16 protein-coding genes and 1 other annotated feature are annotated in these 13,728 nt (G+C 35.4%); of the genes, 5 read left to right on the forward strand and 11 right to left on the reverse strand.

Features of this window, described 5'->3' with window-relative positions; all coding sequences use genetic code 11:
• Positions 1 to 21: 21 nt before the first annotated feature.
• Together Bccel_RS16760 and Bccel_RS16765 are read left to right on the forward strand one after the other, a co-directional pair.
• Positions 22 to 1,050: a lysylphosphatidylglycerol synthase transmembrane domain-containing protein gene (locus Bccel_RS16760; protein ID WP_036944654.1), complete on the forward strand. Its 1,029-nt coding sequence runs from the start codon at positions 22 to 24 to the stop codon at positions 1,048 to 1,050.
• 256 nt (positions 1,051 to 1,306) lie between these two features.
• Positions 1,307 to 1,876 carry a biotin transporter BioY gene (locus Bccel_RS16765; RefSeq protein ID WP_242853177.1) on the forward strand — a complete coding sequence of 190 codons (570 nt, stop codon included), beginning with the start codon at positions 1,307 to 1,309 and terminating at the stop codon, positions 1,874 to 1,876.
• 161 nt (positions 1,877 to 2,037) lie between these two features.
• On the opposite strand, the gene rlmB is transcribed toward Bccel_RS16765, so the two are convergent.
• From rlmB to Bccel_RS16820, 11 genes are all read right to left on the reverse strand, one after another.
• Positions 2,038 to 2,832 (reverse strand): 23S rRNA (guanosine(2251)-2'-O)-methyltransferase RlmB, encoded by a 795-nt coding sequence (gene rlmB / locus Bccel_RS16770; protein ID WP_036944653.1) that lies wholly within the window; start codon positions 2,830 to 2,832, stop codon positions 2,038 to 2,040.
• A gap of 114 nt (positions 2,833 to 2,946) precedes the next feature.
• Entirely contained in the window at positions 2,947 to 3,303 is a 357-nt protein-coding gene (gene rplT / locus Bccel_RS16775; RefSeq protein ID WP_036944651.1) for a 50S ribosomal protein L20, read from the reverse strand.
• A gap of 15 nt (positions 3,304 to 3,318) precedes the next feature.
• Entirely contained in the window at positions 3,319 to 3,516 is a 198-nt protein-coding gene (rpmI, locus tag Bccel_RS16780) for a 50S ribosomal protein L35 (RefSeq protein WP_036944650.1), read from the reverse strand.
• Between the two features lie 27 nt (positions 3,517 to 3,543).
• The gene (gene infC / locus Bccel_RS16785; protein WP_036944687.1) at positions 3,544 to 4,041 is read right to left on the reverse strand and encodes a translation initiation factor IF-3; all 498 of its coding nucleotides are present in this window, start codon (positions 4,039 to 4,041) and stop codon (positions 3,544 to 3,546) included.
• Positions 4,042 to 4,104: 63 nt separating this feature from the next.
• Positions 4,105 to 4,233, reverse strand: a sequence feature (ribosomal protein L20 leader region).
• Positions 4,234 to 4,289: 56 nt separating this feature from the next.
• Positions 4,290 to 4,787 carry a dihydrofolate reductase gene (locus tag Bccel_RS16790; RefSeq protein WP_036944649.1) on the reverse strand — a complete coding sequence of 166 codons (498 nt, stop codon included), beginning with the start codon at positions 4,785 to 4,787 and terminating at the stop codon, positions 4,290 to 4,292.
• Between the two features lie 110 nt (positions 4,788 to 4,897).
• On the reverse strand, positions 4,898 to 5,725 hold the full coding sequence (gene thyA / locus Bccel_RS16795; protein WP_036944647.1) for a thymidylate synthase: 828 nt from the start codon (positions 5,723 to 5,725) through the stop codon (positions 4,898 to 4,900).
• Positions 5,726 to 5,734: 9 nt separating this feature from the next.
• Positions 5,735 to 7,042, reverse strand: a complete 1,308-nt coding sequence (locus Bccel_RS16800; protein WP_036944646.1) for an amidohydrolase — start codon at positions 7,040 to 7,042, stop codon at positions 5,735 to 5,737.
• Between the two features lie 97 nt (positions 7,043 to 7,139).
• On the reverse strand, positions 7,140 to 8,078 hold the full coding sequence (locus Bccel_RS16805) for a carbohydrate kinase family protein (RefSeq protein WP_036944645.1): 939 nt from the start codon (positions 8,076 to 8,078) through the stop codon (positions 7,140 to 7,142).
• A gap of 20 nt (positions 8,079 to 8,098) precedes the next feature.
• A complete protein-coding gene (locus tag Bccel_RS16810; protein WP_050753575.1) occupies positions 8,099 to 8,908 on the reverse strand; it encodes a methyltransferase domain-containing protein in 810 nt (269 codons plus the stop codon).
• A gap of 160 nt (positions 8,909 to 9,068) precedes the next feature.
• Positions 9,069 to 9,896, reverse strand: coding sequence for a purine-nucleoside phosphorylase (locus Bccel_RS16815; RefSeq protein WP_036944643.1), 828 nt, complete (start codon positions 9,894 to 9,896; stop codon positions 9,069 to 9,071).
• Between the two features lie 295 nt (positions 9,897 to 10,191).
• On the reverse strand, positions 10,192 to 11,544 hold the full coding sequence (locus Bccel_RS16820; protein WP_036944642.1) for a DUF1015 domain-containing protein: 1,353 nt from the start codon (positions 11,542 to 11,544) through the stop codon (positions 10,192 to 10,194).
• Positions 11,545 to 11,760: 216 nt separating this feature from the next.
• On the opposite strand from Bccel_RS16820, the gene Bccel_RS16825 reads away from it, so the two are divergent.
• From Bccel_RS16825 to Bccel_RS16835, 3 genes are all read left to right on the forward strand, one after another.
• Positions 11,761 to 12,312, forward strand: a complete 552-nt coding sequence (locus Bccel_RS16825; RefSeq protein ID WP_050753576.1) for a PRC-barrel domain-containing protein — start codon at positions 11,761 to 11,763, stop codon at positions 12,310 to 12,312.
• Positions 12,313 to 12,316: 4 nt separating this feature from the next.
• Positions 12,317 to 12,496 (forward strand): hypothetical protein, encoded by a 180-nt coding sequence (locus tag Bccel_RS16830; RefSeq protein WP_036944639.1) that lies wholly within the window; start codon positions 12,317 to 12,319, stop codon positions 12,494 to 12,496.
• Between the two features lie 177 nt (positions 12,497 to 12,673).
• Entirely contained in the window at positions 12,674 to 13,726 is a 1,053-nt protein-coding gene (locus Bccel_RS16835) for an AI-2E family transporter (protein ID WP_322787011.1), read from the forward strand.
• Positions 13,727 to 13,728: the final 2 nt, after the last annotated feature.

Here is a 13,728-nt window from a genome sequence, read left to right on the forward strand (position 1 = left end):
ACAACTTAAAGAGGTATATTCGTGAAAAAAAACATTTTTAATCTCATAATAATTTTAATATCACTTGCAGTACCATTTGTTGTGGTTTTTTCAACTCAGAGTTTCGGAAATTTCCTGCAGCAAATTTCCAAACTCGATGCACGCTGGATAATTCTTTCACTTGCTTTCATGTTTTTGTATTGGTTTTTTGAGTCCTTATCTCTTCATGTAATTTCTGTTTTCCATGGTATTAAGGAAAAGATTAGTCATTCCTTTTCATATACAATGGTTGGCCAATTTTTCAACTCCATAACACCTTTTCAAACAGGCGGACAACCGGCACAGGTTGTGTATATGATGAAAAACGGTATTAATTCCGGAAATGCAAGTTCAATAGTAATGATTAAATTTGTCGCATTTCAGTCTGTACTTACGATATATTCGTTAGTGGTAATTTTATTTACATATAAAGACTTTAGTGCCAAGGTTCCTTTTTTATTTCCTTTCACTGTTTTAGGATTGGGAGTTCATGCTTCCATGATCGGTATATCCATGTTATTCTCCTATAACCGAACCTTGACTGAAAGAATACTGAAATTTATATTTAAGACATTAAAAAAGATAAAAATTTTTAAGGGTGATGAGGTAGAAGCTGAAAAGAACCTTGAAAATTCACTATCCAAGTTCCATGATAATGCTTATCTTTTAAAAAAGAATCCAAAGCTACTTATTAAGCTTTTTATATTAACCATGATTCAGTTATCCTTCTTCTTTTCAATCCCCTATTTGATTTATAGAGGATTTGGCGGCGGATCATCAAGTTATTTTGAACTTTTTGCTGCAGCAGTATTTATTGCTACAGTAATATCCATAATACCGCTTCCCGGTGCAGCAGGCGGTGCTGAGATAAGTTCATATACCTTCTTTCATTTTTTCTTCGAAGGTAATGCAGTCTTCACTGCAATGCTTCTATGGAGAATAATTACATTCTATTCCTGTATAGGTTTTGGCGGTCTATTCACTGTAGTTTGTCCTAATAAATCCAAGAAGGTTGTTAAGGAAAAAGAATAGCTTAAACTCTTCAGAAACAATTCTTATATCATATGTCTTGAAATAATCATTTTACATTTTTAATTATTGGAAAACATTTTACTTGATTAATATGTTGCAGTAAATTCATTTCTTTAATGCAAATGCAGGCGATTCAACTGCATTTGTTAATGTAAGATCTTTTTCGTAACAATATGTAGTTGACAATATTATAAATTACTCCTATAATAATTGTTAACCATACATGAAAATTTAGTTAACAATTGGAGGTTTTAATTTGAGCAAGGTACATAAGATGGTTTTAGTTTCAATGTTTGCTGTTTTAACCTGTATAGGTGCATTTATCAGGATTCCTTTTCCACTGGTGCCCTTTTCACTTCAGATTTTCTTTGTTATTTTGTCCGGATTACTGCTAGGTTCAAAACTAGGAATGCTTTCCCAGTTAGTTTATATTGCCATAGGCCTTGCAAACTTTCCCGTGTTTACGGGAGGCGGAGGCCCCGGCTACATTTTAAAACCTACCTTCGGATATATTGTCGGTTTCGCTGTAGCAGCCTTTATAACCGGCAAAATGAAGGAGATTTTTGATTCTAAGGGTATAACTTTTACTAAGCTTCTTATATCATCATTTATGGGTATATTAAGCTGCTACACCTTAGGGGTAGCTTATCTTATAATCCACACAAAGTTTATAGGCGGTGCAAATGCAGATGTTACCGGAATACTTCTTACAGGATTTTTGGCATTTTTGCCATGGGACATAATTAAAATTGCAATTGCGTCATGGGTTTCTAATGAAGTGATGAAGCGGATAGGAGATTATAAAATACAGGCATCGCAAGAATAATAACACATCTAATCTAAAAGATACTAAGGCATGATTGAAATATTACTTACCGTTTTGAGCTTGTGTTCACGAGTTAAGTTAACTTAGAAAGCGAAATTATACGGGAAGTTATATTTTCAACATGCCTGAACTGCAAAATTCTACCATTTGGGTATCTATAATTATATTGATTTTCTAAAGAACTCGTACATCAATATGCCTGCAGCAACTGATGCATTAAGGGATTCAGCTCTTCCAGGCATAGGTATTTTGATAAGATAATCTGCTGCCATTGCTGCTTCATCACTTATTCCATTTGCTTCATTGCCTATGATTACGGCTGCATTATGACATTCATCAATATCATAATAGTTCATACTGCCATCTAAATGTGAAGCATAAACTTTAATCCCTTTTTCTTTTAATTGATTTATGACACCTACAAAGTCATCGGTTCGATGAATGGGCAAATGAAAAACCGATCCCATTGTTGATCTAAGGACTTTACGGTTATACACATCAACGCACCCTTTTGACAAAATTACTCCTGTCATTCCTGCAGCATCGGCTGTTCTTATTATTGTTCCCATATTTCCTGGATCCTGGAGAGACTCAAGTATAACTATTTTATTATTGCTTTTTATAATGTCGCATAACTCCGCGTCCTTCTTTTTTATAACAGCTAATATACCCTGGGGTGTCTGGGTATCGGATATTTCCTTGAAAATTTTGTCCGATACCGTATAGCAGGATAATCCCATATTATGAATCTTATCAATGATATCCAGTCCTGTTTTGCTTTCTAAAAACATATTGGAAACAACAATTTTATCTATCTGAGCCTTCTCTTTTACCGCTTCCTCAACAAACCTTAGTCCTTCTGCAATAAAAAGCCCTTTTTCTTCCCTGTTCTTTCGTATTTCCAGTGCTTTTATTTCCTTTATAAGTGAATTTTGATTACTTGTTATAAAATCCATACTAACCCTCGGCCTGTTCAATTTCTTTGATATAATAATAAAAGGCTCTTGCGAGCCCATTATTTTAAAGTTCTATTGTAATTCTTAAATCATAAGTAATATTTTATTCATTTCTTACTTAACTACACTCTTTGCTTTTTCTGCTAACTGTGCAAATGCTTGAGCATCATTAACAGCCATATCAGCAAGAACTTTTCTATTTAAAGAAATTCCTGACTTCTTGATTCCGCTCATAAACTTGCTGTAGCTTAATCCATTTACTCTAGCAGCTGCATTTATTCTTGAAATCCACAATTTTCTAAAATCCCTTTTCTTAGCTCTTCTATCCCTGTATGCATATACCAAGGACTTCATAACAGCCTGATTAGCTAACCTAAAGAGTTTGCTTTTTGCTCCAAAATATCCTTTTGCAAGTTTGAGAATCTTTTTATGTCTTGCACGGGTTCTAACCGCACCTTTTACTCTTGACATTGATTAAACCTCCTTCTACTTATATGGAATCAACATTTTAACAGTTGCTGCATTAGCAGGCGATGCAATAGCTGATTTCCTCAAGTTTCTCTTTCTCTTAGTAGTTTTTTTGTTCAAAATATGGCGCTTAAAAGCTTTAGCTCTCTTAACCTTACCAGTTCCAGTCAAACTAAATCTCTTTTTTGAAGAGCTGTGCGTCTTAATCTTAGGCATTTTTATTTTTCCTCCTTAAATCCTATATTACTGCTGCTTTGGGTTAAGTATCATAATCATACTCTTACCTTCAAGCTTAGGCTTTCTTTCAACAGTAGCAACTTCTTCAACCGCTTCAGCAAATTTACCGAGTACTTCTTCGCCTAATGAGGTGTAATTCATTTCTCTGCCTCGGAATTTGACACTGACTTTAACTTTATCTCCATCTTTCAAAAATTTACAAGCATTCTTTACTTTAAAGTTAAAATCGTGATCTTCAATGGAGGCTGAAACCCTTACTTCCTTAATGCTTATAACCTTTTGATTTTTCCTAGCTTCTTTTTCTTTTTTTGCAAGTTCAAACATGTACTTGCCATAGTCCATTATCCTGCAAACAGGCGGAACCGCTTGAGGAGCAATTTTAACCAAATCAAGATTCTTCGAGCTTGCGAGTTTCTGAGCTTCTTTTGAAGAAATAATTCCTAGCATAGTACCATCACTATCAATCAGTCTGACTTCTTTATCTCTGATTTCCTCATTTATCATCAATTCTTCTTTGCTAATAACCAAACACCTCCAAAATAGATTCCACGAACAAATTATACTCGGCAAAACAAATAAAAGCAGATCATAATGGATCCGCTCTTTTAGCTAAGTTAGACTTACCGATTAACTTTCACTATTAACCTTACAAATAATATCCGTAAGGTGAGAAGCGGATAACTTCTTCTTTATTTTACTAAATAATGATATCAAAATCTTAATTGATATGTCAAGTATTTTCTTAATTTATTTTACAATATTTTTTTATTAATATATCTACAAAACCTGAAGTTTATATCATTATATGCCTTAGCATCACTTTCCTCAATCAATTCCCAATCATCTTCCAAATCCAGATTTACAAAAAACTTGTCCGCTCCAAATTTTGTTTGAACTTTTGTTACATAGGCCTCGCTGCAAAACGGCAGCAGCTGTTTGTATACAGTTTCCCCTCCTATGACAAAAACATCGTCAAAATTATATTGGCTGAGCTTTAAGTTTAAATCAAAAATAGAACTGCATTTAATTACACCGCTAGGATTATAATCATTATTTCTGCTAAGGATAATATTAGTCCTATCTATAAGCGGCAGTCCTCCAGGCAGAGACTCGAAAGTTTCTCTTCCCATAACTACTATCTTTCCAAGGGTTGTTTGTTTAAAAAATCTCATGTCTTCAGGAATTCTTACAAGAAGTTTTCCATTACATCCTATACCCCAATTCAAATCTACGTTTACAATCGCTTTCATAAAATCACCTTTTTATTGTATGATATTTCTCAATTCCACTGTAGATTTTACTGTAAATTTGTCTTTTCTACAACATCTCTGATCACTTTTTATATAATTAATAATTAATTCTATACTGCAACAGGTATTTTTATCTGCGTACCTTTTTGATACCCTTGAAGTACAAAATCATCAACAGTAAACTTATAAAAATCGTCCTTATCTGGATTTATTAAAAGCTTTGGTGCATCATATATCTGCCTTTCCAACAGCTCATTTATGAGTGGGATGTGCCTGTCGTATATATGAGCATCTGCAATAACATGAACAAGTTCTCCAACTTCAAGGCCACTTACCCTTGCAAACATATGTACCAATGCTGCGTACTGGCATACATTCCAATTGTTTGCAACAAGTATATCCTGGGATCTTTGGTTTAAAACTGCATTAAGCTTTCTTCCCGTAACATTAAATGTCATACTGTATGCACACGGATAAAGATTCATTTCATTTAAGTCCTCATGGTTGTACATATTGACAATTATTCTTCTGCTGTACGGATTGTTCTTAAGATCATACAAGACCCTGTCCACCTGATCAAAATAACCTTCGGGGTACTTATGTTTTATAGAAAGCTGGTAGCCGTAAGCTTTTCCTATTGAGCCGTTTTCATCAGCCCAACTATCCCATATTCTGCTATTAAGCTCCTTGATATCGTTTGACTTCTTCTGCCAAATCCATAACACTTCATCAATAGCAGCTTTAAGGTTGGTAGGTCTCAATGTCATAATAGGAAATTCTTCATTCAAATCATACCTGTTAACAACACCAAACTTCTTTATGGTATGTGCAAGAGTGCCATCAGACCACTTTGCCCTTACAACTTCACCTTCGGATGAAACCCCATTCTCTAATATATCCCTGCACATTTTAATAAATATTAGATCCGCTTTACTCAAATTATCACCTCATTTAATAACCCTTTTTGCTACTTCTCTAACTTTGCTCATTACAAGCTCTTCATCAATGATAGTAAGCACCCTGTTCTCCATAACTATTTTACCGTTTATTATACTTGTTTCAACATCGGAACCCTGAACTGAGTATACAACAGCTGCTATCGGATCGTTTACAGGGCATAGGTGAGGCTTGTTCATATCAATAATTATAAGGTCTGCTTTCATTCCCTTTTTTATAACTCCGGTAACCCCTCCAAGTCCATTTGCAACAGCCCCATTTGAAGTTGCCATTGTAATAGCTTCCCTTGCATTGACCAGAGCAGGTTCATTTTTATAGCCTTTATGCAGCAACGCTGCTATATGCATCTCTTCAAACATGTTAAGGTTATTGTTACTTGCAGCTCCATCAGTTCCAATAGTAACATTTATTCCACGCTCTAAAAGGCTTGGAATAGGTGCAATCCCGCTACCAAGCTTCAAATTGCTTGTAGGATTATGGGCTACACTAACATTTTTGGCTTTTAATATATCCATGTCATCATCGGTTAGATGTACGCAATGTGCTGCAATTACAGGAACATCAAATATACCGGTTTCAAGGCACATCCTTGAAGGAGTAATGCCATGTTTCTCAATTGACTCTAAAAGCTCTCTTTTAGTCTCCTGTATATGTATCTGAATACCTATTCCAAGATCCTTTGCAATCTCTGAGGACTTATTGAGCCATTCCCTGTTAAAAAGGTAGGTTGAGTGAACCTCAAGGCTGACTATTAACATTCCATCATCTTTGTTATGCCAATATTTGTAAAAATCATAAACCTTACTTGTCTCATCAATGATTTTATTACCTTCTTGTGCATTGAACTTTATAGGACTTATGGACAGATTTGCTCTAATGCCTGATTCTATAACTGCTCTTGCAACCTCGTTCATATCCAGATACATATCTGTAAATGTGGTTGTTCCTGTTTTTATCATTTCTGCAATCCCAAGCATTGCTCCCCAATATATGTCCTCTCCCGTAAGGCAAGCCTCAACAGGAAAGATATTGTCAAAGAGCCATTCATGCAAAGATAGGTCATTGGCATAATTTCTCATCACTGTCATGCTGGAGTGGGTATGGGTATTTATAAGTCCCGGCATAACCAGTTTGTTTTTTCCGTCTATTACCTTCTGAGCCTTAAATTCAGGCTGCAGTTCATCTGCAGAACAAACAAAATCAATAATGTCATCTTTTATGCCTACAAAGCCTTCTTCTATATGAGGATTATCAATACCGCCTGTTATAATACCAATATTCTTCAACAAAATGTTCATAAATTATTTCCCTCATAATAAAGTTCTTTTATTTTATAGAAACCGAACTTATATATAGCTTTGCAGTTCGATATCTATATTATATTAATTCAACAATCTATACTTCCCCATAGTTTTCCTTATATCTTGCTTTATACTCATCAATTGTATAGTGGTGCTCTGTCGCACCTTTATGTTCAACGGCAAAAACAGCTGATACACTTGCATATCTACCCATTTTCTCCAATGATGAACCCTCAAGGTATCCTTTTATGAGCCCTGCTCTGAAAGCATCACCGGCTCCAGTTGGATCAACAACTCTTTTGGGCTTTGCTACACTTACCTGAACCATCTGATTCCTTCCGGATATCAGAGATCCTTTTTCTCCCATGGTCACTATCAAAATATCAACACTGCCTAAAATTTGGTCCTTAGAAAGGCCTGTCTTTTCTTTCATAAGGTCATATTCATACTCATTGAATATTGCAATTTTTGCTCCCAAAATGCCGTCTTTAAGATCCTTTGGAGACAACCTGGGTATTTGCATACCTGGATCATATATATAGGAAATTCCAAGTTGCTGGCATTCTGTTGTCCATTTAGTCATAGCTTCAGGCTCTGTAGGTGCGATAATAACCAATGATATGCCTGTTAAATCCATATCTTTTAATGACAATTGAGGATCCAGAGCCATGGCACCAGGATAAAACCCGGTTATTTGATTATTAACATTATCAGTTGTTATATAACACGTTGCTGTATAATCATCTTCGGCTATTTTTATATGGCTTGTATCAACGCCGTTTTTATCGAGCCAATCCCTGTACTCGTAGAAATCCTTCCCTGCAGTACCTAATATCATAGGCTTCTCACCCAAAAGTGAAAGGCTGTACGCAATATTAGGTGCTGTACCACCCTTTACCCTTTTCATGCTCTTTACAAGAAAGCTTACGTTCAAAGAGTGAATTTTATCCGGCAATATCTGTTCTTTAAACAATCCGGGAAAATCCATTATGTTATCATAAGCTATTGAACCACAAACCAGTACCTTACCCATCTTAAAACCCCCATCAAATATTATTTCTCAGCAGTTAAAATAAAAATGCCTGCACCCGGTATGGATTTGCCCGATTTCCTAGTGCGGCCTGCAAGCTTCTCAATTCTTACTTTCTTAAACCCGGAAGCTTTAAACCACATTTTTAAATCATCTTCGCTAAACCCCTGCCATATATCATGCATTTTTTCCACCAATTCTTTATCAGAGTGCTCGTTATAATCTGCCAAAAAAACTTTTCCACCCGGCTTTAAGATTCTTTTCATCTCTTTTATTGCCATTTCAGGATCTGCTATATGATGCAGATACATACTTGCACACACCACATCCCCGCATGCCTCAGGCACGGGAACATCAAGACCATCGCTTTCCACCGTTTCAATATTTTTTATTCCTTCATCACTAGCTTTCTTTTGCAGTTCTTTTAGCATTTCACCTGAAATATCTACAGCAATTACTTTTTGGGCAATCTTTGATACCTCTCTTGAAATATAGCCATCGCCTGCACCAAGGTCAACCACCAGCATATTATTATTTATTATATCCAAATCAATCAGTTTATTCTTGATAGATTCATCATAATAATCCTGTCTTAACTCTTCCCACTTTGAAGCAACATCATTAAAAAAATCCTTTGCCTCACCTTCGCTTGCAGAATATTGCTGGGAGTCTCCAACAGACAGCCAGTTAATAAGTGCCTGCCTGCTAAATCTCCATTCCCTGCCGATTTTCCTTGCTGGTACCTTTTCCTCTTTAAGAAGCTTTATAAATGTCTTAACACTTACACTAAAAAGCTCAGCAGCCTCTTCCATTGTAAGAATTTCTTTTTCCACAATAACACCTCGGATTTTTAATGTCTAGAAAATTAATCTTATACATAAACATTATATATCACTAAGGCAACATTATCAAACACTACTTCTTTTAAATTCATTAAATTTATAGTTATTTATAGCTAATTTCATTCAAAACACACCACTCAGATCCTTTTGCTTATATACGCCAGCTTTCAACAAACTTCATAACCACTGAAACAAATTTATTTTCAACATCCCTTGTTGTTTGTATAACTTCCTCATGATTCAGCTTCTGGTTGAGTATCCCGGCAGCCATATTTGTAATACATGATATACCTAGAACCTTCATGCCTGAATGAACTGCAGTGACAACCTCTGGAACGGTAGACATGCCTACAGCATCAGCACCCATAGCACGAAGTGCAATTATCTCTGCCGGGGTTTCAAACATTGGTCCCTTAGCATAGGCATAGACTCCCTTTTTTATTTCTATTCCAAGTGCCGCTGCAACCTTTTCTATAAGATCAACAGCATCCTTGTCATATGCCTCTGTCATATCCGGAAATCTCGGACCGAATTCATTAATATTTTTTCCCCTAAGTGCGGAAGGTGCAAACAATCCTATATGGTCTGTTATTGCCATTATGTCTCCGGGCTTAAAGTTTTTATTGATCCCGCCTGCTGCGTTTGTGACTATTATATTGTTAATTCCCATTTGCTTTAATACTCTTACCGGAAAAACTACCTGTGAAATATCATATCCCTCATAGTAGTGAAACCTTCCCTTTAAAGCCAGAATCTTCTTACTTCCAAGTGAACCAGCTATCAATTTGCCAGCGTGACCTTCCACCGTTGTAATAGGAAAATTGGGGATATCACTGTATTCAATCTCTTGCCTGTCTTCTATTCGTTCTGCCAGAGGTCCTAAGCCCGAACCCAATATTACAGCAATCTCCGGTTTAATGGTAAGCTTGGTACTTATAAATTCTGCTGTCTCTTTTATTCTGCTCATCGTATCATACATGGTGCTGCCTCCAACAAATTATAAATTTTTTATTGCAAATAAGTACTTGTAGATATCCAACTGATATATAACTTTACAATTCGGTATCTATATTATGTAATTGTAATTATATTATATTGCCATTAAAAAAACAATTTAAACGTCACCAAGAACAAGCTAAGGCATAATGAAAAAATAACTTCCGCTATAAATTTCTCTCAGGTGTTGACTTAACTCATCAACATCCGCGTAGAAAGCGGAAGTAATATTTCAATCATGCCTTAGTGACGTCGTATTAATTCATAAAATGATCTATTTAGACTATCTTTCTGCATTCAAGATAAAATCGCTTTTCTTCAGCTTCTCCCATGGAAAATGTCTTCTTTGGCAAAACTCCGTCTAATACAACAGTCTTGTAAAGATCATTTTTATCCATTACAGGCAGGTAAAACCCTATATTTCCGCTTTTGCCGCCGAGAGAATCAACAACTTCTTCTCCATGTATATAGTCTATTTCAACATTTTTATCGTCCACAATAAGCTGATCAAGAAACAACTGCAAAGTACCAACTTCAAGGTTGCATTTTGGACATTCAACCTTTATTATAGCAAAGCATGTGCCGGCTATAAGCGGAAGGTTATGAACACCTTTATCTTTTGGCATACTATCAAGCTTAACTTTCATGTCGTGTTTCGAACTGCACTTTATAAGTTCTATCTTTGCAGATTCTCCATAAAAATTTTGCATTTTACCAACAAAATCATCCAGTCCGATATTAAAAACAACCCTGTGAATAGGCTCAAACTTAATGCCCTCATCATGAACGTTAACCAGTTCAACTAATGCAAATCTTGCCGGATGAGATTCCTTTTCCTCTTCAGTACAAGATTTCTTGACATTCTCCCAGTGTGCTTTTGCTGAAGCAAGTGAGTGATTGCCATCTCCAACTGCAAAAAGCAATACACCCTTTTCATCTCCTACTCCATATCTCTTTTTAAAGTCTTCAGGATCTGCAAGCTTTTCTATGGCACTTAAAATATTGTCAGTAATTTCTTTATTTTCTATCTTATACCCCTTAATATGTCCTCCGCTGAGCATTAATTCAAAGTCATAAAGGCATGTCAATTTATCTTTCATATCAAACAAAGGCTCGATAACGGTTTTATCCGGATCATCTATCAGCACCATAATATGAGGCAATTCCAAACTTGCATTTTGCCTTATTTTTATTCTGGGCGGAAGTCTGTTGACATCTGTACGCTCTGTAGCTCTTATTTGAGATTGGGATCCTTCATTGTAATTGTATTTCTCAAGGTCCATAAGAACGATTAATCCCTTTCTCGATTCGGCATGGGAAGTTTTTCTATCGATAAGAATAAAACCCGGGTTCTGTTCTTCCAAAACTCCATTTTCCACGTATTCAATCATATTTTTATTTATTTCGTTGATTTTATTTGATTCTTCAGCCTTTCCCAAATAAACCTCTGGAAGAATCAACTTTAAAGTGGATGGACTCTCCCCTACAATCTGGTCTGCCTTTTGCCAGTATTCAGGCTGGGATGAATACTGGTCACAAGCCACTACCGCCCACTTTTCCATATTATTTTCTTTTCCAGGCATCAGTACCGTAGGAATCCTGATCCCCAACTTTTCATATAAGCTATACATTTTATCCGCCCCTCAAATATCTATTTTGCACATCACATTGTATAAATTAGCCAATGCAATGCCATTATTTTCTTTACCATTATTTTCTTTACATAAATTAAAGATAATTTATTTATATAATATTATATAAAAATGCAATTGTAGTCAAATGCTTTATTATGAATTTTTTTATGTGAACATTGAAATAATAAAAATAATAATAAATAGGAGGGCATTTTGGAAAGATATAGCGAGGTAATGGGATTACCTGTGATATGTGTTGATGACGGAAAGAAAATAGGCACCGTATGCGATTTGGTTTTTTTCCCAAAATACAAAAAAGTTAGAGCTGTCTTGCTCGAACGAACGGGATGTCATATCAGTAAGAAAGCAATCCCGTTGGAAGAAGTTTTAAGTATGGGTAAAGATGCTGTAATTGTCAATGATTGCTCATGCACCAAAAAAATTAGTGAGCTGGAGAAAAACGAAAACCTAGGCAAAAAAGGCAATCTTATGGGGTTGCGCATATACTCAAAGTCAGGTGAAGATTTCGGAACCGTTAAAGATATATTATTTGATTATAAGACAGGGACCATTGAAGGTCTTGAGCTCTCTGATTGCCTTGTTTACGATATAATGCAAGGCAGAAATATAATCCCGTTATTCGGTAAGGTTGAGTTTAGTGAAGAAAACATTCTGGTTGATAAAGAAGCTATTGATGAAATGCAAAACACAGGCGGTGGTCTTATAAAAAAGCTACTTCCATGTGAAAAAGAAGAAAAGAGGTGAATATATGAGAGGTGGTTTTACAAGAGGACTAGTTTTAGGCGGCTTAATAGGTGCATCTATAGGAATGATGAAAAATTCAGATATGATGAAGCCCAGAAGCAGAAGGCGTATGATGAGAGCTGGCAGGAACATGGTTAGACGAACAAGTAATGCAATAGGCGATATGATAGATTTATTAAGATAATAACATTAAATTGTAAAATAATTATTTCAAAACATATAGATACCGAACTGTACAGTTTTATATAAGATCTATTGTATATTACAGTTCGGTATCTTTACAGATAGTAAAGTGTTTATTCAGGTGGTTTGTAAATTTTTTGAAGTCTCCTTATCAATTCTTATTCCAAAAAGGTGGCGTATGATGCATTTTAAAAGAAAACTATTAATATATATAGTTCTAATATCAGCATTAACTTTATCATGCCTGTTTATAATAAGGAATAAAGATAAGATTATAGATATCGTCATTCCTTTTTTTATTGCCATAATAATTGCCTACACACTAAAACCATTGGTATTAAAAATGGAAACAAAAAACATTCCACGCTCCTTAAGTATAATTTTAATTTATATTGTTTTAACCTCGGCAATAATTGCTACGACAATTTTTATTATCCCTGAGCTTATTGCCAACACAAAAGAAATTATGGATAAACTCCCGGAGTTTACAGGTAAATACCAAAAGTTGTTCAATAGCTACATATCCAATATTCAATCAAGTAAATGGTCACCCGAAATAAAAAATGCCATTCTCAATGAAATTCAGAATGGTTCAGGTAAATTGCAGGACTTCATCATGCGTACCCTCTCAAAAGGCTTAAATACGACCATGAAAGCAGTTACTATATTTTTTGACCTTACACTGTCTCTGATTATTGCATACTATTTTATTAAAGACTCTAAATCTTTCAGGGATGGATTCCTTTCACTTGTTCCAAGAAAATGGCGTAACGGGCTTATTAATACTGGAAGAGAAATTAACCAGATTTTATCCAACTTTATTCAAGGCCAGCTTCTAACTGCACTTATTGTAGGAGTATTAGAGGCATTAGGACTCCTGCTTATTAATTCCAAGTATCCCTTCATACTAGGTCTGATCGGTGGAATCGCAAATATAATACCTTACTTCGGGCCATTTTTAGGTTGCCTGCCGGCTGTTGCACTGGCTTTAATCGAATCTCCAATAAAAGCACTGTGGACCATTATTATTTTTTCATTGGTTCAACAGATAGATAATGCATTCATATCCCCCAAGATAATTGAAGGAAAGCTTGGCCTTCACCCACTAACTACAATTGTTGCTGTTCTTATAGGCGGTGAGTTTTTCGGAATTATCGGAATGCTTGTTTCTGTTCCCATATTTGCAATTATAAAAGTCATTTTAAAAAGGTCAGTTGAAGCAATAGTATAATT

Source organism: Pseudobacteroides cellulosolvens ATCC 35603 = DSM 2933 (assembly GCF_001262605.1).
Taxonomy (GTDB): Bacteria; Bacillota; Clostridia; order Acetivibrionales; family DSM-2933; genus Pseudobacteroides; species Pseudobacteroides cellulosolvens.